Genomic DNA, 20,100 nt, shown 5'->3' on the forward strand with positions numbered 1-20,100 from the left:
CTTGCAATTCTCATCACTTGCACCAAACTGCTTCTAGAGTAATTCTAATTAATCAAATATCTTTTATGTTTATGTTTTATGGAGAATGCCATGTTTCGTTTCGCACTTTCCTTGATCTTGGGCATGTTTGTCCTGTCAGCAGCACAGGCAGCAGTTATCGGCCAAGAAGTTAAATATTCAGTCGATGGTCAGGAAATGACGGGCTATCTTGCTTATGACGATGCCATAACCGGCGCACGCCCCGGCATTTTGGTGGTGCATGAATGGTGGGGACATAATCCATACGCCCGTAAACGTGCAGAGATGCTGGCAAGTTTGGGTTATACCGCATTGGCACTGGATATGTATGGTACGGGTAAATTGGCGGATCATCCCAAAGATGCCAAGACATTTATGATGGAAACCATGTCCAATATTGCCGTGGCTGAAAAACGCTTTGATGCGGCCCATGCTCTCCTGAAAAATCAGCCACAGGTAGACGGCGAAAAAACGGCAGCGATTGGATATTGCTTTGGGGGTGGCGTTGTTCTGCATGCCGCGCGTACGGGGCGTGATCTGGATGGTGTGATCAGTTATCACGGATCGTTAAAGCCAATGGTGAAGGCTGAAAAAGGCGTGATCAAGGCACAAGTGCGGGCGTTTAACGGTGCAGATGACCCATTTGTTAAGCCGGAAGAAATTGCGGCCTTGAAACAGGAAATGCAGGATGCAGATGTCGATTTTCGGTTTGTTAATTATCCGGGGACGGTTCATAGCTTCACCAACCCGGATGCCGATGATTTCGCCAAACGCTTTAAGATGCCGGTCGGATATAATGCCGAAGCGGATGCGGATAGTTGGGCACAAACGCGTGCGTTCCTGCGTGATATCTTTATGCACTAGTCTATCCTGAAGACGGCATAAAGACATCACTCCCTTGCTGGATTTTGATTGCCCGCCTATCTTTGAAGCCACTTATAATATAAGGATAAAAATATAGTGGCTTCTTCACCGCGCCTTATGGATCGTCCTAAAAGCAAGAATTTTTATGTCCTGATCCGGCTTTTCTCCTTTCTTGCACCCTACAAACCTCGTGTGTTGTTGGCTTTTGTCGCCCTGATTACAACCGTGGGGGCGACACTGGGGCTGGGGCAGGGGCTAAAGCAACTGATTGATGCTGGCTTTACGGCACAGAACCCGCAGGCGCTTGATAATGCGCTTGTGTTTTTGTTGATTTTAGCGGTCGTGATGGCAGCAGGGACGTTCTTGCGGTTTTTTATGGTTTCCTGGATTGGGGAACGGGTTGTTGCCGATATTCGCCAAGCGGTCTTTCAACGCATTCTGTCCTTACATAGTGCGTTTTTTGAAGTTACTCGTACAGGGGAAATTCTGTCACGCCTGACAACAGATACGACGTTGTTGCAATCGGTTATTGGTTCCAGTGCCTCAATGGCCTTGCGCAATTTTTTGAATTTGTTGGGTGGTGTGGCCATGTTGTTCATTACCAACGCCAAATTGACAGCAATCGTTTTGCTTGTTGTGCCGTTGGTGGTGGCCCCAATTGTCATTTACGGGCGCAAGGTACGTACCCTTTCCAAGGAAAGTCAGGACCGTGTGGCCGATGTTGGTGCCTTTGCCGAAGAAACCATAAACGCCATTCATACGGTGCAGGCCTTTACCCATGAGCGTGAAGATGAACGCCGTTTTCTGGGTGAAGTTTCAGGTGCGTTTCAGGCGGCGGTGAAACGAATACAGGCGCGCAGTATTTTAAGTGCGAGTGTGATTTTACTGGTGTTTGGGGCGATTGCGGTCGTCATGTGGATTGGCGGGCGTGATGTCATGAACGGCGCAATTACCGGGGGGGAGCTCGCGGCGTTTTTGTTTTACGCGACAATGGTCGCCTTTAATGTCGGTATCATCAGTGAAGTAATGGGCGAATTGCAACGTGCAGCCGGGGCAACCGAACGATTGGTCGAACTGCTGGATAGTGAAAGCGAGATCAAAGCTCCGCTTAATCCGCTTGTTTTGCCAGAAAAACCGGCAGGCCATGTGCGTTTTGATCAAGTTGATTTTCGTTATCCTTCCCGCCCGGATGAGTTAGCGCTCAAAGATATTTCATTGGATATTGCAGCGGGGGAAACGGTTGCCTTGGTTGGTCCCAGTGGGGCAGGTAAAACAACCATGATGCAAATCCTGTTGCGTTTCTTTGATGTGGAACGTGGTTCGGTTTCTATTGACGGTGTGAATATTGCGTTGGCGGACCCGGAAGAAGTGCGCAAACGCATGGCGTTGGTGCCGCAAGACCCGGTCATCTTTTCCGCAAATGCATGGGAAAATATCCGTTATGGGCGACCGGATGCCACGAATGAAGAGGTCCGAAAGGCCGCTGATGCCGCGCAGGCAACGGAATTTCTGGAAAAACTGCCTGACGGATTTGATAGTTTTCTGGGGGAAAAGGGCATGCGTTTGTCCGGCGGGCAACGTCAACGTTTATCTATCGCACGGGCCTTACTACGTGATCCAAGTATTCTTTTACTGGACGAAGCAACGAGTGCGCTGGATGCAGAAAATGAACGCGTTGTGCAAGCCGCCCTTGAACGTTTGATGGTTGGGCGCACAACCTTGATTATTGCTCATCGTTTGGCAACAGTGGTGAATGCTGATCGTATTTGTGTGATTGACGAGGGACGCATTCAAGCGATTGGAACGCATCACCAGTTGATGGAAGTTAGTGAGCTATACAACCATTTGGCAAAGTTGCAGTTTTCTGCCGATGTGCCACAATAGGAAAGGATATAAAGAAAGGTTCGGCCCATGAGATTGTTCTTCATAATGTTCGCTTTGCTGTGGTCGTACAGTGCGCAGGCGGAAACGCAACGCTTAACCTTGAACGGTTTGGTGGATCATTTTATGGCGGTCGTGTTTGTGCATGAACATGGTAAAACGGGGCGCGAGGCTAAACCCTTGATCAAATGGACAGGACCGATCGTTTATTCACCTTCAGGTACCTTAACCCGTGAACAAGTGACCAATTTTTTCAATTTAATGCAGCAAATCCAGCGATTGACCAAGCTGGATATGCGCATGGCGCAAAAAACCGATAAGCCGAATTTAATAGTCAATTTTATCCCGCAAAAGGTGCTGGCAAAGCAGGTGGCAAAGGGGATCAATTGTTATGGCAAGATATCAGCCAAGAAAACCTATGAAATTACAAGGGGACGGGCCTATATTCCGTCTGATCGACCAGATAAGACCGATCACTGCCTGATTGAAGAGACGGTGCAGTTGTTCGGCTTGACCAACGACAGCCCGATTATCGAAAATTCGATGTTTAACGAAAATTCCAAAAGAACGACATTGTCGATTTCGGATCAAATTTTGCTAAAGGCTCTCTATGATCCACGCTTAAAAGTGGGCATGACAAAGACACAGGCCGAACCGATTGTGCGTCAGGTCATTAACGATATTGTTAAAAAAATTCAAAATAATAAGAAGTAAATCGACATGAAAGATATGCTGAAACAGGCATTTGAGGCGGCTGTTTCAGCAGCTGATCCAGATGTCGTGTTGGAACGATATTTACCAAATGATCGTCATCGTAAAGTGACTGTTGTCGGCGCAGGTAAAAGTGCGGCGAAAATGGCGGCGGCTTTTGAACGTGCGTGGCAAGGTCCGGTGCGGGGGCTGGTTGTGACCCGCTATGGCCATAAGGTGCCCACCCGGTTTATTGAAGTCGTGGAAGCCGCCCATCCGGTTCCGGATGAAGCCGGATTACAGGCGGCAAAACGGATATTGAAGATGGTGTCGGAATTGGGCGAAGACGATTTGGTCGTCGCGTTGATTTCCGGTGGTGGTTCAGCCCTGTTGTCGTTACCGGCTGAGGGCGTCAGTATCGTGCAGAAACAGGCGGTGAATAAGGCCCTCTTACAGAGTGGGGCAACGATTGATGAAATGAACTGTGTTCGTAAACATTTATCAGCGATTAAAGGTGGGCGATTGGCAAAAGCCTGTTTTCCAGCTCAACTGTTAAGCCTTGCGATTTCCGATGTGCCTGGGGATGACCCATCGGTTATTGCCTCCGGTCCAACCGTCGGTGATGTCACGACATGTGCTGAGGCTCGTGAAATTTTAAACCGTTATGGGATAGAAGGATACGATGATCTGTTGGTTGAAAGCGTCAATCCGGATGATCCCTGTTTTGCCAGAAGCACTTATAAATTGATTGCAACCCCGCAAAGATCATTGCAGGCGGCATGCGATTTTTTGGCAAATAAGGGGATTTCTTCGCTGATTTTAAGTGATCGTATCGAAGGCGAGGCGCGTGAAATTGCCAAGATGCATGGGGCGATTGCACAGCAGATCGTGACCTATGGGCAACCGATTTCCGCCCCTTGTGTGCTACTGAGTGGCGGGGAAACAACGGTGAGTATTCGTAATCCAGATGGGGCAGGCGGTCCGAATGCGGAATTTTTGCTCAGCCTTTTAGATCATATGGACGGGGTTGAAAGGGTTTATGCCTTGGCGGCAGATACGGACGGAATTGACGGGTCCGAAGATAATGCCGGGGCATGGATTGATCCGACATCACGCCAACGGGCCAAGGACAAGGGATTGAAAGTAAGAGATTATCTGGACAGCAATCAATCCTATCGTTTCTTTTTCGAAATGGATGATCTTTTCGCACCCGGTCCGACTTTGACCAATGTGAATGATTTTCGGGCTATTTATATTGAATGAAATAAATAACAAATCAACTTATAGGCACATTTTTCCTATTGCCAGAATTTGTAACTGCATATAGAGTTAAAACATAAAAACGGTTCAGAACGAACCTGCGATTTTGAGGGATTCATTACAACTGACGGACAGAATGTCGAAGGAGTTGTCACATGCCTGTTACCCAACAAATACCCCCGTATAATGGGGACAATCCCGGTGTTATGATCGGCCTTGCTGAAATGCCCAAGTACATGGAATTTCTGATGAAAATGCATGTTGAAAAGTCAGGACAGGAATGGGTTAAACCTGTTTCCAAAGGTTCGTGATTTTTTATTCCCAAGAGATATAAACTTCAGAATAATTGTTTTTATATCAACCTCTGCGCTACGTTTCTTGCAAGAGAGATAAAGGGGTATCCATGCTTGATTCTGAAAAAGATATAAAACTCCTGAAGTTATATCCTGGGACATTGATTGGTCGCGTTGAAATGGCGCAATTTGTCGCTTTTATTGAGCGATTGTCCGGTAAAAAAGAAGAAGATGAGATAAAATACAGGGATTCCTGAAATTAATTTTGATCAGATAAACTTCTGTTAAGGGCTCGTGTTTTCTTGTAGGTATAATATTATATCCTGACAGGAAAATGAGAGGTCAATGAAGCGTCTTTGGAATTGGGTCTGGCACTCGGCGTCCCGCCCCCTTTTGGTTGGCCTTATTGTCGGTTTGTGCGTGGTAATCGTTGGCGGCTATCACGGTTTTATGGATTACACCAACCGCACCGAATTTTGTATTTCCTGTCATGAAATGGAAAATAATTCTTATGTTGAATATAGGGATTCTGTCCATTTTCATAACAGTTCCGGTGTGCGTGCAGGCTGCGCCGATTGCCATGTTCCCAAGGAATTTGTGCCAAAGATTGTTCGTAAAATTTTTGCGGTAAAAGATGTTTGGCATAACCTGTTAGGAACGATTGATACGCCGGAAAAGTTTGAAAATCATCGTCTTTTGATGGCACAAGATGTGTGGACCTATATGCGCGAAAGTGGATCGCGTGAATGTAAGACCTGTCATTCCTATGATGCGATGCATGCGGTGAAACAAGGCCCGCGCGCGCAGCGAGTGATGGGGGTGGCGGCAAAAACCGATCAGTCCTGTATCGATTGTCATAAAGGCATTGCACATAAATTGCCGCGATTTGATAAAATCTATGCAGAATGGATGCAGGCGTTTCATAAGGGGTTGAATAAGGAAATCAAACCATCGCAAACCGCTTACGCTGCCGGTATTGTCGTGGTGCATGCAAAGGCTGATACAGATAGCGAAGTGTTGGCAAATCTGCCTCCTTTGATGAAATTAGATATCAAAGCGCAAGAAAAAGAATGGGTGCAGGTTGCCTTGGCGGATCAAAAAAACGGATGGATTTCTTTGTCGGAACCTCTGAGTGTGGAAAAAGAACCGATTGAGAATATGGCCCGTAAATTCTGGCAGACCGATTGTCAAATTTGTCACATGCGCCCCAAAATTGATGCCTATAATGCTGAACAATGGGCGCAGCATATGGGGGCGATGGCAAAATTCACTTATTTGAACATGGAACAGCAGCAACTTGTTTTGAAGTTTTTACAAAACCAGGTCACACCGTAAGAGAAATCCTTTGCCTTTGCTCCAACGGGTTGCTTAAATGCTGAGGGGAAAAGACGTGGATAGGATGGGCCATATGAAAAATGTTTTTGTCTTTCTTATCAGTCTCTTGATCGGCGCACCTGTTTATGCGGAAACTGTGCATGTTGGCGTGGCTGCAAATTTCAGTGTCCCGTTGAAAGAAATTGCACAGGCTTTTCAGAAAGAAACCGGTCATGAGGCGCTGGTCAGCGTTGGGTCTACAGGAAAGCTTTATACCCAAATCGTCAATGGTGCGCCGTTTGATGTGTTTTTGGCTGCAGATCAAAAACGCCCCCGTTTGGCAGAAGAAAAAGGATTGGCCGTTAAGGGCAGTCGTTTCACATATGCAATGGGGAAACTGGCACTTTATCCAGCCACGTCATCTGATGTTTTAACACAAGGTGATCTGGTGCGCCTTGCCATTTCAAACCCAAAAACAGCGCCTTATGGGCAGGCTGCGTTGGAAACATTACAAAATTTGAAACTTTACACTGCGTTAAAAGATAAACTGGTTTATGGGGAAAATATCGCCCAGACCTATCAATTTGTTGCCACGCAAAATGTGGATGTCGGTTTTGTCGCGCTGTCGCAGGTGGTGGATAAGCCGGATAAATGGATTGTTCCGGCACATTATTATCAGCCGATTGCACAGGATTGTGTTTTGGTGAAAGATAGCCCAGCAGCGCGTGCATTTGTTGATTTTCTGAAAGGCGAAACCGCGCGCGCCATAACGACACGATATGGATATGGGGATGATTGAACCGATCCTTCTGACCCTGAAACTGGCGGGCCTGACCACTTTGATCCTGATGATTTTGGGAACACCGCTTGCATGGTGGCTGGCCCGTTCACAAGCATGGTGGAAGGAAGCCATCGGTGCCATTGTTGCCTTGCCGTTGGTTTTGCCGCCGACGGTTTTGGGGTTTTATCTATTGATTGCGTTGGGGCCGAACAGTCCGTTGGGGCAATTGGCGATATCCATCTTCGGTCATAGCTTACCTTTTAGTTTTACCGGATTGGTAATCGGTTCGGTTATTTATTCACTGCCTTTTGTCGTTCAGCCTGTACGCAATGCGTTTGAGGCAATGGGCCATAAACCGTTGGAGGCTGCGGCAACGTTGCGGGCTTCTCCCTTGGACAGTTTTTTCAATGTGGCCTTACCTTTGGCACGTCCCGGTTTGTTGACGGGGGCGGTTTTGGGTTTTGCCCATACGGTCGGGGAATTTGGCGTTGTCTTGATGATTGGTGGCAATATTCCCGGTAAAACCAAGGTTTTGTCCATTGCGATTTATGACCATGTGGAAAGTCTGGAATGGACGCAGGCCCATATTTTATCTGCCGGGATGCTGGTGTTTAGCTTTTGCGTGATCCTGATTATGATGGTCAGCGAGAAACGTATGAGAAAGGGGCGGTAGATGAGCAATATTTCCGTTCGTTTTTCTGGCAAGCTGGATGAATTTGATCTGGATGTCGCCTTTGATATTCCAGGTCAAGGGGTAACGGCTTTGTTTGGTCAGTCTGGCTGCGGGAAAACCACGGTTTTGCGATGTTTTGCTGGTCTTGAACATGTTGAAAATGGTTATTTACGCATTGGTGATCATATCTGGCAGGATGAACATACATTTGTGCCTGCGCATAAACGCGCGGTTGGTTATGTTTTTCAAGATGCGAATTTGTTTGATCATTTGTCGGTCAAAGGCAATTTGCAGTTTGCTTTAAAGCGCCGCCATAAAGGCACAGGGGCAAGTTTTGATGATGTGGTGGATTTGCTAGGCTTATCCGGTTTACTGGATCGGCATCCTGAAAATCTTTCCGGTGGGGAGCGTCAGCGCGTTGCGATTGCACGTGCTTTACTGAGTACCCCGGAAATTTTGTTGATGGATGAACCGTTAAGTGCGCTGGATCGTTTCAGCAAAGACGAGATTATCCCCTATCTGGAAAAGCTCAGTGATGTTCTATCCATACCTGTTGTGTTTATCACCCATGATACGGACGAGGTCGAACGCCTTGCCGATCATATGGTTTTGATGGAACAAGGGCGTATCCGGGCTAATGGTCCTTTGTTGGATGTGCTATCGGACCCTACCTTGTTTATTGCCAAAAGTGCCAAAACCGCAAGCGTTCTAGAAGGACGCATATCAGCCTTTGACCAAGAAGATCAACTGAGTGCGCTGGATATAGGCGGAGCGGATTTATTTGTGCCCGGTCATGTCGGTCATGTCGGCGATGTGCGTCGCCTGCGCATTGCCGCCACTGATGTCAGTCTGGCGGTGGACAAACCGTCCAAAACAACGATCCTGAATGTGTTGGAGGCCCGGATTAATGATATCCATGTGATTGATGGGGCGCGGGTCAATATTGTGTTGTCAATTGGAGATTGCAGTCAAAGTCGCCTGATCGCCCGTATCACCATGCGGTCCTTAAAATCGTTTGATTTTCAAATAGGTCAACCGGTTTATGCGCAGGTCAAAGGGGTGTCGATGGTGGAACGACGAAAAGGAAAGCAGTGATGAAAATCGGATGTGTTGTACTGGCTGGTGGATTAGCGAGCCGGATGGGCGGTGGCGACAAAGGTCTGCGGGAAGTCCAAGGAAAACCGATGATTAAACGCGTGCTGGAAACGGTCGCACCCCAAGTAGATCGTCTGGTGATTAACGCCAATGGCGACCCGGCGCGTTTTGCTTCCCTTGGGTATGATGTCATCGGCGATAGTATCGAAGGTTTTGTTGGTCCCTTGGCAGGTGTTTTGGCGGGGATGGATGCGTTACAAGGATACGATTATATTTTAAGCGTGCCGACCGATACGCCGTTCCTGCCACATGATCTGGTGGAAAATTTGATAAAACCGATTGAAACAGAAGGGATGGAAATCGTTATGGCCCGTTCTGGGGGCTATGATCATCCCGTCGTTGCGCTTTGGTCGATGGCGTTAAAAGAAGATCTGCGTCATGCGTTGATTAAAGAAGATGTGCGCAAGCTTAAAATGTGGGTGTCGCGTTATCGCTACGCCTGTGTAGAATGGGTGTGTGATGGGCAAGACCCGTTCTTTAATGCCAATCGACCGGAAGATCTTGCTGGCCTGTAGCGAATTTATTTCACCGCTTTCCTTTGGCGTTTTTGATCTTTTTTCAGATAACGTTCCAGACGTTGTTGAGAGACATTCTGGCGCAATTCTTCGCGTTCCAGATCGCGCATGACATCTTGAACATAGGCCAAATGCGCTTTGGCGGCTTTGCGGGCTTCGTCAGGATCCCCGGACATGACGGGTTCATAAATCGCCCGGTGTTGTTTGAGTAGAAGATCACGTGCACCACGTCGAGTATAAAGCTGCATCCGGTTATAAAAAACGCCTTCACGCAAGACATTGACCATCGCGCGCATGATGTGCAGCAACACGACGTTATGGGACGCTTCGGCAATGGCAAGGTGGAAGTCTGCATCAATGTCGGCTTCTTCATGTGGGTCGTCTTCCTGATGGGCGCGTTCCATTGCTTCAAAACAATTTTTCAGGATTTCACGATCTGCGTCAGTGGAGCGCAAGGCGGCAAAATAGGCTGCGTTGCCTTCAATGATGGATCGAAATTCGACAAAATCGCTGGCGGTATCAGGATGTGTTTGAAACATCTGCATCAAGGGGTCCGTCAAGGATGGTCCCAAGAAATTTTTCACAAAGGTGCCGCCGCCTTGTCGGGTTTCTACGAGTCCCTGTTTTTCCAATTGTCCAATTGCGTTACGTAGACTCGGTCTGGAAACGGCCATTTGTACGGCAAGATCACGTTCTGCCGGTAAACGGTCGCCGGGGATCCACAAACCTTGGAGGATATTATTCTCCAATTTTTTGGCAACAACATCAGCGATTTTTTCTTGTTTTACTTTTTCGTAAGGCATTGATCTTTATTCGCTTTCATCGGGAATGCAGGAAGAACTTAACCACTAGCATAAGCCTTATAGCAGAAAAAAGCACTATACCCAAAACTACTTACGCAAGCTCTAAGTGGTAATTGGTAAAATAAATTTACCTATTTACAAAATTGGTAAAAAATATAACCAATTAATCAAATCAAGCTTTCGGCCCAGTGGTGCGAAATGCCAATAATAAATAAAAACTAGTCTTTTAAATTGTTCTAATCGGTCATTTCTTTTGACCAAAGCATAACCGTGGGAGGTTATATTTTATGCGTAAGTTTATTTTTGCAACCGCTGCTGCCGCAGCTTTGACATTGAGTGCTGCGACACCTGCATTGGCGGGCAAAGTTCTATTGAAAACGCCGATCGCGTTTGGGACGCATCTGCCGGGTCTGGGGTCCCCGATTGTTCGTGTGGCTGAGGAACTGAATAAGGTTTCCGGCGGCACAATTAAAATGAAAGTCTATGAGCCGGGTAAACTGGTTGCGCCGTTTGAAATTTTGGATGCCGTTGCGACAGGGAAAGTGAATTCCGGTTATGCGACGGCTGGTTACTGGACCGGTAAAATGGCGGCTGCACCGTTGTTCTCAGCCGTCCCGTTTGGTCCTGAGGCCGGTGAATATATGGCGTGGCTGTATTATGGCAACGGTATGAAGCTGTATCAGGAAATGTATGATAACGGCGGCTATAATGTAAAAGTTCTGCCGTGCGCGATCATCGCACCTGAAACATCTGGTTGGTTCTCCAAGCCGATTGAAAAGCCGGAAGACCTGCAAGGTCTGAAGATGCGTTTCTTCGGTCTGGGTGGCAAAGTGATGCAGAAGTTGGGTGTATCGACATCCTTGTTGCCCGGTGGTGAAATTTTCCCGGCACTTGAGAAAAAAGCCATTGATGCGACAGAATTTTCCATGCCCGCCATTGATAAAAAACTCGGTTTTCACAAGCTTGTAAAATACAACTACTTCCCGGGTTGGCACCAACAGGCAACTGTGTTTGAGCTGCTTGTAAACGGCGATACATGGAAGAAAATGGACGAAACCCAGCAAGCGGCTGTTGAAAACGTCTGTAAGGCGTCTATGGCGCATTCCTTTGCCGAAGGCGAAGCTCTTCAGTTTGAAGCCATGAAAGAAAACGTTGAGAAAAACGGCGTACAAATCATGCGTTGGAATGACAATATGCTGACAACATTCAAGAAAACATGGGATGACGTTGCGACCGAAGAGTCTGCAAACGATGCCGGTTTTAAGAAAGTTTATGACGATCTAAGCACTTTCCGTGCGGGCTACGCGATCTGGAAAGAGAACGCGTTCTTGCCTCGTAAGTAAGATACACCTCCCTAACGTATCGAGCTTATTGACTGGGGCGCGTGGACTTAACCCGTACATCGCGCCCCCTTTTTTTTAAGAATTTCGCCCCGATCCGCGTTTTACCCTTATCGCGTTTGATTAAGTCCGGGGCATTAAGTTGGAGGAACCCATATTATGGGCACGCCGAGTGATCTTCCCCCGCATCCTCATGTCGCCGAGAAGGTGGATGAGATTAAGATGCACGAGGACGAAAAACACGTTCTTATCCCCGATCTAATTGATAAATTTATCCGTGGCGTCGGTCATGCCGTATGTGGTGTGAATGCCTTGTTGATTGCGGCCATTATTGGCAACGTTGCCCTGCGTTATGGGTTTTCCAATGGTCAAATTTGGCTGGAAGAATTGCAATGGCACCTTTACGCCATTGGTGTGATGATGGGCTTGTCCTACGCACAGGTCAACGACAGCCACATTCGGGTGGATATTTTGCATGCCCGTTTTTCGGACCGGACTAAGCGTATTATCGAAATTATTGGTATTTTGTTATTTGTCTTGCCTTTTATCTGGGTGATTTTTTCTCATTCCCTTGATTTTGTTGCTGACTCTTTCCGTACTGGGGAACGTTCTGATGCACCGCTTGGTTTGCCTTATCGTTGGGCGATCAAGGCGGTTATTCCTCTGTCATTTGGACTGCTCGGTCTCTCCATTTTCTCGCGCTTGTTCCGCGATGCCTATTTGATCGTGAAAGGACGCTAAGATGTTGGAAAATGAAATCATGGTCGCGGCGATGTTCGCCACCTTTATTGTCTTTTTGTTTACAGGTATTCCGGTTGCCTATGTTTTAGGTGGTGTCGGGGTTCTGTTTGCCGGTGTCGGTTACTTGGCCGATATGTATTTTGACACCATGACCGGGCTGGATTTTCTAACCCTGGGTCTTGTCGTCAACCGTGTCTTTAAAGTCATGGACAACTGGGTTCTTGTCGCCCTGCCCATGTTTATCTTTATGGGATTGATGTTGGATGAGTCCGGGATTGCTGAACGCCTGATGAAATCCATGCAGGAACTATTTGGCAAGGTACGCGGTGGTTTGGCAATTACCGTGACTTGTATCGGAATTATTCTAGCGGCCTCCACCGGGATTATCGGGGCATCCGTTGTGTTGTTGGGTCTGTTGTCCCTGCAACCGATGTTGCAGCAAGGCTATAACAAACAATTGGCGGTCGGTACGGTTGCTGCTTCCGGTTGTTTGGGAATTTTGATCCCGCCCAGCATTATGTTGGTGATTATGGCAGATCAACTGGCCTTGTCTGTCGGTGACCTGTTTATGGGCGCAGTGTTCCCTGGCCTGTTGCTGGGCGCGCTCTATATTATCTATATCCTGATCTATGGTTTGATTAATCCGAAGGCAACGCCCTTGTCCGATGATCGGCGCGAACTGGAATGGCACGTCATCTGGGATGTCGCCAAGGCGGTCATGCCCGCGATCTTCCTGATTTTTGCGGTGCTTGGGTCTATCTTTGCCGGGATGGCAACCCCGACCGAAGCTTCTGGTGTCGGGGCGTTGGGTGCAACTTTGCTGGCTGCTTTTTACCGCAATCTGAACTTTAAGGTTTTCTTCGAAGTTCTTAAGGCAACATTCAATACGACGGCTTATATCTTTGCCATTTTCTTGGGCGCAACTTGTTTTGCCTTGGTTCTGCGCGAATTGGGTGGGGATGAAATTATTGAAAGCCTGCTGACGGGGCTACCGTTTGGCCCTTATGGGATTATTCTGGTGATCCTTGGCTTTGTCTTTTTGCTGGGCTTTATTCTGGACTGGATCGAAATCACCTTGATTATGCTGCCATTGCTGGCCCCTGTTGTATCTGCGTTGGGGTTGGATGTTCCTGGCTTTGGTGTCGTCGACAACCCTGATTTGGTCTGGTTCGTTATGTTGGTGGCAATGACCCTGCAAACCAGCTTTTTGACCCCGCCTGTCGGATTTGCCCTGTTCTACCTGAAAGGGGTTTGCCCGCCGGAGATTAAGTTGATGGATATTTATAAAGGGGTTGTGCCTTTCATCATCCTGCAACTGATTGGTCTGTCGATTGTTGCCTTGTGGCCCAATATCGTCACCTGGTTACCCTCGGTGGCTTATAATTAAGGAGTGTGTCGCATGAGCCGTACGCCTATTGAAAAGCCAAAAAGCGTCTATTTCTTTGGCACCTGTCTTGTGGATTTATTTTATCCTGAGGCCGGTGTCGCCGGGATCGAATTGATCAAACGCGAAGGGGTGGAAGTGATCTTTCCCCAAGCACAAAGTTGTTGCGGACAGCCGGCCTTTAATTCCGGTCAACGCGATAAAGCACGTGAAGTTGCGCGCGCTCAGCTTGATTTATTCAGCAAAGATATCCCTGTTGTTTTACCTTCCGGGTCCTGTGCGGGGATGATGTTTAAACATTACCCTGAACTGTTCGAAGGGGACGTGGATTATAACAAAGCACGTGCTTTGGCAAACCGGGTGTACGAGCTCAGCGACTTTCTTCTGAATGTTTTGAAAATAAAGCTGACTGACAAAGGGGAGCCGATGCGGGTGACATGGCATGGATCGTGTCATTCCCAACGCGAAATGGGTGTCCGTTCCCAGCCCAAAGACCTGATTAATCAGCTTGAAAATGTTGAACTGGTGGAACTGAAACGCGAAACGGAATGTTGCGGGTTCGGGGGCACTTTTGCCGTTCGTCAACCTGAAATTTCCGCGGCGATGGTATCGGATAAAGCTGATGATGTTGAAACCACACAAGCACAAAAACTGGTGTCAGGTGATTGTGGTTGTATGATGAATATCACCGGAAATCTTGATTATCGAAAATCCGATGTCAAAGGGCAGCATTTGGCGGAATTCCTGTGGGAGCGTACAAAATGACCCTCGTTAATGGCAAAGATTTTAAAGGTCGTGTGCATAAAGCCCTAAAAGATGACGAGCTGCGCGCCAACTTCCGCCGGGCAATGGATGGGTTGATGGGGAAACGCGCCAAACAGTTTACGGATGAGGATGAATGGACGCGGCTGCGCAGTCTGGGGGAAAGCATTAAAAAACGTGCCTTGTCCAAATTGCCGGAATTGCTGGAACGTCTGGAAGAAAATTGTACAAAAAACGGAATTAAAGTTCATTGGGCGCGCACCGTTGACGAGGCCAATTCGATCATTCTGGAAATCCTGAAATCCCATGACGTGAAAACCGTGGTCAAGGGCAAGTCGATGGTGTCTGAGGAAATGGAGTTGAATCATTTTCTCGGTGATCATGGCATTCGTGCGCTTGAGGCCGATTTGGGGGAATATATTGTGCAGATGGCAGGACAAATGCCGTCTCATATCGTCATGCCCGCCATTCATATGAACAAAGGGCAAATCGCCAAACTGTTTCAGGATCATTTGCCCGATACTCCCTACAGCGAAGATGCTGCTGAATTAACAGCGATTGCGCGCAAAGAACTCCGTCGTGAATTTATGGAGGCAGGCGCAGGCCTGTCCGGCGTAAATTTTGCGGTGGCCGAGACCGGAACGCTTTGTCTTGTTGAAAACGAAGGCAATGGGCGGATGGTGACGACAGTTCCCCCTGTCCATATCGCCGTCACCGGGATCGAGAAAGTGGTGGAAAACTTAAGTGATGTCCCCGCACTCTTAAGCCTGTTGACCCGATCAGCGACGGGTCAACCCATCACGACTTATTTCAATATGATCTCCAGCCCGCGCAAGGAAGGGGAAAAAGACGGCCCGCAAGAGGTCCATCTTGTCTTGCTGGATAACGGACGATCAAAGGTGTACCGCGATACTGAGACACGCGACACCTTGCAATGCATTCGATGCGGGGCCTGTATGAATCATTGCCCGGTTTATACCCGCATTGGCGGTCATGCCTATGGCGGGGTTTATCCCGGCCCGATCGGTAAAATCCTGACGCCGCAACTGGAAGGGTTGGATGAATATCCAGAACATGCCAGTGCCTCGACGCTGTGCAATGCTTGCGTGGAAGTTTGTCCGGTTAAAATCCCGATTGCCAAGATGCTGGTTCGTCTGCGTGATGAGAATTCAGGGAACTGTCCACATGGGGAACACCCCCTAAAAGGACGGGGCACCAAATCATCCACCCTTGAAAATGCAGGTTGGTCGGGATGGGCTGCTATGAATGCCAGCCCGGCGACTTATAAGGTTGCAACCACGGCCATGAGTAGAATCGGTAACTTGCTACCGCAGGCCTCTCCTATGTTGAAAGAATGGACGAGCGTGCGGGTGAAACCGAAATTTGCCAAAAAAACACTTCATCAGATGGCAAAAGAAATGGGTTTGAAAGATGAATAAGATTGCAAAACAGGAAATTTTAGACAATTTGCGCAATGCACCCCCTTCAAAAGGTGATTTTGTAACGGACAGTTCAGTTATTTACGATAAAAAGTGGACGCAAGAACAAAAGATTGAGCGTTTCTGCCAAGTCACCTCGGCAGTAAATACCCAGATTAAACAAACAACATTGTACAATGCCCAACATGATTTAATTGATTTGTTGACAGAAAAAGGGGTGCGCCACCTTATGCAGGGGTCACCTTCACCGATTGCGAAAGAAATAACGGACAATTGGACGGCGACGGATACGGGAGTGAAACTGCGCAGCTACGATCAAAACATCGAAGCCTGCAAAGAAGAGCTATTCAGCGTGGATGCAAGCCTGACCACAACCGTGGGCGCGATTGCAGAAACGGGAAGCCTTATTTTATGGCCAACGCGTGAAGAACCGCGCCTGTTGTCGCTTGTTCCCCCCATTCATGTCGCCCTTGTCTATGAAGATCGTTTTTTCAATACGTTTCTGGAGGCGATTGAACAAGAACATTGGACAACCCACATGCCAACTAATGCATTGCTCATCTCTGGCCCCAGTAAGACCTCGGATATTGAACAAGAACTTTGTTACGGTGTCCACGGTCCCAAAGAACTGGTCGTGATGATTATCAGAAATAACTAAACCGGCACAAAATAACGTGGGTTTCCTTTAAGCAAATTAAAGTAAGGCATATTTAATCATGATCACACGTCCGAATAAAATTCGTCGTCTCTTGGCGGCTAACCGTGGTGAAATCGCCATTCGTATTTGCCGAGCGGCAAGCGAGTTGGGGATTCAAACGGTTGCCATTTATTCAAACGAAGACCGTTTTGCCCTGCATCGGTTTAAGGCAGATGAGTCTTACTTGATCGGTGAAGGCAAAGGCCCGGTAGAGGCTTATCTCGATATTGAAACCATTATTCGGGTTGCCAAGGATGCTCATGTGGACGCAATCCATCCCGGATATGGTTTTTTGTCGGAGAACCCAGCCTTCGCAAGACGATGTGAAGAAGAAGGCATTATCTTTATTGGCCCGCGTCCCGAAGTGATGGAAGGCTTGGGTAACAAGGTATCTGCGCGTGAACTGGCGGTTCGTGCTGGTGCGCCGGTGGTTCCTGCCACCAATGCCTTACCTGATGATGCGGATGTGATTAAGGCCGAAGCTGCAAAGGTTGGTTATCCCATGATTACCAAGGCATCTTGGGGCGGTGGCGGTCGTGGAATGCGTGAAATTGAGACAGAAGCCGATTTGCTGCGCGAAGTTGATGCGGCAAAACGCGAGGCCAAAGCCGCCTTTGGCAATGACGAACTTTATTTGGAAAAACTGGTGCGTCGCGCCCGTCACGTCGAAGTTCAAATCATGGGCGATATGCATGGCAATGTGGTCCATTTGTTTGAACGCGACTGTTCCGTACAACGGCGAAATCAAAAAGTGGTGGAACGTGCCCCGGCCCCTTATTTGACAGAAAAAAAACGCGCAGAACTTTGTGAATCCGCGCTCAAAATCGCCCGCACCGCAAACTATAGCTGCGCAGGTACGGTTGAATTTTTGATGGATGTGGACACAGAAGAATTTTACTTTATTGAAGTAAATCCCCGTGTTCAGGTGGAACATACAGTGACGGAAGTTGTTACCGGAATTGATATTGTTCAGGCACAAATTCGGATTTGTGAAGGGGCCATGATCGGGCGCGATGATAGCGGTGTACCCAATCAAGAGGACATTTTCCTCAACGGTCATGCCATTCAATGCCGGGTAACAACCGAAGACCCTGATAATAACTTCATCCCGGATTATGGTAAAATTTTGGCCTATCGTGGGGCAACCGGGTTTGGCATTCGTCTGGATGGCGGAACGGCCTTTAGTGGTGCGTTGGTGACGCGTTATTATGATAGCTTGTTGGAAAAAGTCACTGCGTGGGGTAAAAGCCCGAACGAAGCCGTTGCGCGTATGGACCGGGCGTTACGTGAGTTTCGTATTCGCGGGGTGGCAACCAATCTTGTCTTCCTTGAAAATGTTCTGTCCCATGCAAAGTTCCTCAGCGGGGCTTATACCACCAAGTTTATTGATACGACCCCTGAACTGTTTGCCATGCCCAAACGTCAGGACCGCGCCAGCAAACTGTTGAAGTTTATGGGCGAGGTCATGGTCAATGGGAATCCAGAAGTCGCAGGACGCAAAAAACCAAATCATATTCATCATCCGATTGCCCCGAACCTTGCGGTGCCGATCGGGGGCGGTTTAAAACAAAAACTGGCAACAGACGGGGCGAAGGCAGTCGCCGACTGGATGTTGGCCCAAGATCGTCTGTTGCTGACTGATACCACCATGCGCGATGCCCACCAGTCTTTACTGGCAACCCGCGTGCGCACCGACGATCTGGTGAAAATTGCACCAACCTATGCCGCGCGTTTACCGGAACTGTTTTCGGTTGAATGCTGGGGCGGGGCGACATTTGATGTGGCCATGCGGTTTTTAAAAGAATGTCCGTGGGACCGTCTGGAACGTTTATCCGCAGCAATGCCGAACCACTTGACCCAAATGTTGCTGCGGGCTTCAAACGGGGTGGGCTATACCAACTATCCCGATAATGCGGTGAAATATCTGGTGGATCGATCTGCGGCGGCCGGGATGGATGTTTTTCGTGTATTTGACAGCCTGAACTGGGTTGAAAATATGCGCGTGGCGATGGATGCCGTTTTGGATACGGGCAAAATCTGCGAAGCTGCGGTTTGTTATACGGGTGATATTCTGGACCCGAACCGATCGAAATATGATTTGAAATATTATGTCAATATGGCGAAAGAACTGGAAAAATCCGGTGCGCATATTCTGGGCCTGAAAGACATGGCAGGTCTGTTGAAGCCGGCTGCTGCGACGGCTTTGATCAAGGCATTGAAAGACGAAATTTCCATTCCGATCCATTTTCATACCCATGATACAAGCGGAATTGCCGCAGCCTCGATCCTCGCGGCAAGTGAGGCCGGTGTCGATGCGGTGGATGGGGCGCTGGATGCCATGAGTGGTTTGACTTCACAAGCAAACCTCGGTTCCATTGTGGCGGCCTTGCGCAACACCCCGCGCGACACCGGGCTGGACCAAATTGCCTTGCGCAAAGTGTCTGATTATTGGGAACAGGTGCGTGCCAATTATGTCGGATTTGAAAGCGATATCCGCTGTGGCACCAGCGATGTCTATAATCACGAAATGCCCGGCGGCCAATATACCAACCTGCGCCAACAAGCCCGTAGTCTGGGCATCGAAGATCGTTGGAGCGAGGTTTCGGATGCCTATGCCGATGTCAACCAGATGTTTGGTGATATCGTCAAGGTGACACCGTCTTCCAAGGTGGTTGGTGATATGGCCTTGATGATGATTACATCGGGGTTAAATCGCGATGATGTGGAAAATCCGGAAAAAGAAATCGCCTTTCCTGAATCGGTTGTTTCGTTCTTCCGTGGGGAGTTGGGGCAACCGACAGGGGGCTTCCCGAAAGATTTGCAAAAGAAAGTCCTGAAAGGGGAGACACCGATTACGGTGCGCCCCGGTTCTGTCATGGACCCGTTGGATCTGGACGGCGAACGTAAAAAGGCTGATGAACTGGCAGGCCGTGCGGTTACAGACAATGAATTGGCGTCTTATATCATGTATCCGCAGGTCTTTCGTGATTATGTCGCGCATTTAAAAGAATACGGCAATGTCAGTGTCTTACCGACAGGGGCGTTCTTTTACGGGATGACACCGGGCGAAGAGATCAAGGTGGATATGGAAAAGGGCAAAACCCTGTTTATCCGGTTCCGCGCCCTGTCCGATGCCGATGATGAAGGCAAACGCACGGTCTTTTTCGAACTGAACGGCCAACCACGCAACGTGAAAATTGCCGATAAATCACAAGCCCCGAAAAAGGCCGCCGCCCCGAAGGCTGAAGAAGGCAACGAAGATCATATCGGTGCGCCGATGCCGGGTCTTGTTGTTTCGGTTGCCGTGAAGGAAGGCGACGAGGTGGAACGCGGTGATGTTTTATTGTCGATTGAGGCCATGAAGATGGAAACTTCCGTTTTGGCGGAAAAATCGGGTACAGTGAAACGTGTGGTCGTCACACCGGGGACCCAAGTGGATACCAAAGACCTGTTGGTTGAAGTTGCTTAACAAAACAAGAAAGACAAACAT

19 protein-coding genes are annotated in these 20,100 nt (G+C 48.3%); 18 read left to right on the plus strand and 1 reads right to left on the minus strand.

Annotation, left to right across the window (positions count from 1 at the left end):
- The first annotated feature begins 90 nt into the window (after positions 1–90).
- From ACI0FF_RS06040 to mobA, 11 genes are all read left to right on the plus strand, one after another.
- Positions 91–882 carry a dienelactone hydrolase family protein gene (locus tag ACI0FF_RS06040; protein ID WP_419799222.1) on the plus strand — a complete coding sequence of 264 codons (792 nt, stop codon included), beginning with the start codon at positions 91–93 and terminating at the stop codon, positions 880–882.
- A gap of 96 nt (positions 883–978) precedes the next feature.
- Complete coding sequence (locus ACI0FF_RS06045) at positions 979–2,766, plus strand: ABC transporter transmembrane domain-containing protein (RefSeq protein WP_419799223.1); 1,788 nt, start codon at positions 979–981, stop codon at positions 2,764–2,766.
- Between the two features lie 27 nt (positions 2,767–2,793).
- Entirely contained in the window at positions 2,794–3,477 is a 684-nt protein-coding gene (locus ACI0FF_RS06050; protein ID WP_419799224.1) for a DUF2927 domain-containing protein, read from the plus strand.
- Between the two features lie 6 nt (positions 3,478–3,483).
- The gene (locus tag ACI0FF_RS06055) at positions 3,484–4,716 is read left to right on the plus strand and encodes a glycerate kinase type-2 family protein (RefSeq protein ID WP_419799225.1); all 1,233 of its coding nucleotides are present in this window, start codon (positions 3,484–3,486) and stop codon (positions 4,714–4,716) included.
- Between the two features lie 152 nt (positions 4,717–4,868).
- Positions 4,869–5,024: a hypothetical protein gene (locus ACI0FF_RS06060; protein WP_419799226.1), complete on the plus strand. Its 156-nt coding sequence runs from the start codon at positions 4,869–4,871 to the stop codon at positions 5,022–5,024.
- 92 nt (positions 5,025–5,116) lie between these two features.
- The gene (locus ACI0FF_RS06065; RefSeq protein WP_419799227.1) at positions 5,117–5,263 is read left to right on the plus strand and encodes a hypothetical protein; all 147 of its coding nucleotides are present in this window, start codon (positions 5,117–5,119) and stop codon (positions 5,261–5,263) included.
- 88 nt (positions 5,264–5,351) lie between these two features.
- Complete coding sequence (locus ACI0FF_RS06070; protein WP_419799228.1) at positions 5,352–6,341, plus strand: NapC/NirT family cytochrome c; 990 nt, start codon at positions 5,352–5,354, stop codon at positions 6,339–6,341.
- Between the two features lie 73 nt (positions 6,342–6,414).
- On the plus strand, positions 6,415–7,119 hold the full coding sequence (modA, locus tag ACI0FF_RS06075; RefSeq protein WP_419799229.1) for a molybdate ABC transporter substrate-binding protein: 705 nt from the start codon (positions 6,415–6,417) through the stop codon (positions 7,117–7,119).
- Positions 7,112–7,774: a molybdate ABC transporter permease subunit gene (gene modB / locus ACI0FF_RS06080; protein WP_417819775.1), complete on the plus strand. Its 663-nt coding sequence runs from the start codon at positions 7,112–7,114 to the stop codon at positions 7,772–7,774. The genes modA and modB overlap by 8 nt, the downstream gene beginning before the upstream one ends.
- Positions 7,775–8,869: a molybdenum ABC transporter ATP-binding protein gene (modC, locus tag ACI0FF_RS06085; protein WP_419799230.1), complete on the plus strand. Its 1,095-nt coding sequence runs from the start codon at positions 7,775–7,777 to the stop codon at positions 8,867–8,869. It begins immediately after the preceding gene.
- Complete coding sequence (mobA, locus tag ACI0FF_RS06090; RefSeq protein WP_419799231.1) at positions 8,869–9,444, plus strand: molybdenum cofactor guanylyltransferase MobA; 576 nt, start codon at positions 8,869–8,871, stop codon at positions 9,442–9,444. Before modC ends, mobA begins: the two co-directional genes overlap by 1 nt.
- Before the next feature lie 5 nt (positions 9,445–9,449).
- On the opposite strand, the gene ACI0FF_RS06095 is transcribed toward mobA, so the two are convergent.
- Positions 9,450–10,247 (minus strand): FCD domain-containing protein, encoded by a 798-nt coding sequence (locus ACI0FF_RS06095; RefSeq protein WP_419799232.1) that lies wholly within the window; start codon positions 10,245–10,247, stop codon positions 9,450–9,452.
- A 287-nt stretch (positions 10,248–10,534) separates the two neighbouring features.
- On the opposite strand from ACI0FF_RS06095, the gene ACI0FF_RS06100 reads away from it, so the two are divergent.
- From ACI0FF_RS06100 to ACI0FF_RS06130, 7 genes are all read left to right on the plus strand, one after another.
- Positions 10,535–11,590 carry a TRAP transporter substrate-binding protein gene (locus tag ACI0FF_RS06100; RefSeq protein ID WP_419799233.1) on the plus strand — a complete coding sequence of 352 codons (1,056 nt, stop codon included), beginning with the start codon at positions 10,535–10,537 and terminating at the stop codon, positions 11,588–11,590.
- A 156-nt stretch (positions 11,591–11,746) separates the two neighbouring features.
- Complete coding sequence (locus ACI0FF_RS06105; RefSeq protein WP_419799234.1) at positions 11,747–12,328, plus strand: TRAP transporter small permease subunit; 582 nt, start codon at positions 11,747–11,749, stop codon at positions 12,326–12,328.
- Between the two features lies 1 nt (position 12,329).
- The gene (locus ACI0FF_RS06110) at positions 12,330–13,715 is read left to right on the plus strand and encodes a TRAP transporter large permease (protein ID WP_419799235.1); all 1,386 of its coding nucleotides are present in this window, start codon (positions 12,330–12,332) and stop codon (positions 13,713–13,715) included.
- 12 nt (positions 13,716–13,727) lie between these two features.
- Complete coding sequence (locus ACI0FF_RS06115; RefSeq protein WP_419799236.1) at positions 13,728–14,477, plus strand: (Fe-S)-binding protein; 750 nt, start codon at positions 13,728–13,730, stop codon at positions 14,475–14,477.
- Positions 14,474–15,913: a LutB/LldF family L-lactate oxidation iron-sulfur protein gene (locus ACI0FF_RS06120; protein WP_419799237.1), complete on the plus strand. Its 1,440-nt coding sequence runs from the start codon at positions 14,474–14,476 to the stop codon at positions 15,911–15,913. The genes ACI0FF_RS06115 and ACI0FF_RS06120 overlap by 4 nt, the downstream gene beginning before the upstream one ends.
- On the plus strand, positions 15,906–16,571 hold the full coding sequence (locus ACI0FF_RS06125; protein ID WP_419799238.1) for a LutC/YkgG family protein: 666 nt from the start codon (positions 15,906–15,908) through the stop codon (positions 16,569–16,571). The genes ACI0FF_RS06120 and ACI0FF_RS06125 overlap by 8 nt, the downstream gene beginning before the upstream one ends.
- 58 nt (positions 16,572–16,629) lie before the next feature.
- Positions 16,630–20,079 (plus strand): pyruvate carboxylase, encoded by a 3,450-nt coding sequence (locus tag ACI0FF_RS06130; RefSeq protein WP_419799239.1) that lies wholly within the window; start codon positions 16,630–16,632, stop codon positions 20,077–20,079.
- The last annotated feature ends 21 nt before the right edge of the window (positions 20,080–20,100 follow it).

Origin of the sequence: Terasakiella sp. 4MB5A (genome assembly GCF_050058155.1) — a bacterium.
In the GTDB taxonomy this organism is placed as follows: Bacteria; Pseudomonadota; Alphaproteobacteria; order Rhodospirillales; family Terasakiellaceae; genus Terasakiella; species Terasakiella halodenitrificans.

Bases quoted from the DNA above. Each gene is read 5' to 3' on its own strand.
- ACI0FF_RS06040 (WP_419799222.1), top strand. From the start codon at position 91: ATGTTTCGTTTCGCACTTTCCTTGATCTTGGGCATGTTTGTCCTGTCA.
- ACI0FF_RS06050 (WP_419799224.1), top strand. From the start codon at position 2,794: ATGAGATTGTTCTTCATAATGTTCGCTTTGCTGTGGTCGTACAGTGCG.
- ACI0FF_RS06055 (WP_419799225.1), top strand. From the start codon at position 3,484: ATGAAAGATATGCTGAAACAGGCATTTGAGGCGGCTGTTTCAGCAGCT.
- ACI0FF_RS06060 (WP_419799226.1), top strand. From the start codon at position 4,869: ATGCCTGTTACCCAACAAATACCCCCGTATAATGGGGACAATCCCGGT.
- ACI0FF_RS06065 (WP_419799227.1), top strand. From the start codon at position 5,117: ATGCTTGATTCTGAAAAAGATATAAAACTCCTGAAGTTATATCCTGGG.
- ACI0FF_RS06070 (WP_419799228.1), top strand. From the start codon at position 5,352: ATGAAGCGTCTTTGGAATTGGGTCTGGCACTCGGCGTCCCGCCCCCTT.
- modA (WP_419799229.1), top strand. From the start codon at position 6,415: ATGAAAAATGTTTTTGTCTTTCTTATCAGTCTCTTGATCGGCGCACCT.
- modB (WP_417819775.1), top strand. From the start codon at position 7,112: ATGATTGAACCGATCCTTCTGACCCTGAAACTGGCGGGCCTGACCACT.
- modC (WP_419799230.1), top strand. From the start codon at position 7,775: ATGAGCAATATTTCCGTTCGTTTTTCTGGCAAGCTGGATGAATTTGAT.
- mobA (WP_419799231.1), top strand. From the start codon at position 8,869: ATGAAAATCGGATGTGTTGTACTGGCTGGTGGATTAGCGAGCCGGATG.
- ACI0FF_RS06095 (WP_419799232.1), bottom strand. From the start codon at position 10,247: ATGCCTTACGAAAAAGTAAAACAAGAAAAAATCGCTGATGTTGTTGCC.
- ACI0FF_RS06100 (WP_419799233.1), top strand. From the start codon at position 10,535: ATGCGTAAGTTTATTTTTGCAACCGCTGCTGCCGCAGCTTTGACATTG.
- ACI0FF_RS06105 (WP_419799234.1), top strand. From the start codon at position 11,747: ATGGGCACGCCGAGTGATCTTCCCCCGCATCCTCATGTCGCCGAGAAG.
- ACI0FF_RS06110 (WP_419799235.1), top strand. From the start codon at position 12,330: ATGTTGGAAAATGAAATCATGGTCGCGGCGATGTTCGCCACCTTTATT.
- ACI0FF_RS06115 (WP_419799236.1), top strand. From the start codon at position 13,728: ATGAGCCGTACGCCTATTGAAAAGCCAAAAAGCGTCTATTTCTTTGGC.
- ACI0FF_RS06120 (WP_419799237.1), top strand. From the start codon at position 14,474: ATGACCCTCGTTAATGGCAAAGATTTTAAAGGTCGTGTGCATAAAGCC.
- ACI0FF_RS06125 (WP_419799238.1), top strand. From the start codon at position 15,906: ATGAATAAGATTGCAAAACAGGAAATTTTAGACAATTTGCGCAATGCA.
- ACI0FF_RS06130 (WP_419799239.1), top strand. From the start codon at position 16,630: ATGATCACACGTCCGAATAAAATTCGTCGTCTCTTGGCGGCTAACCGT.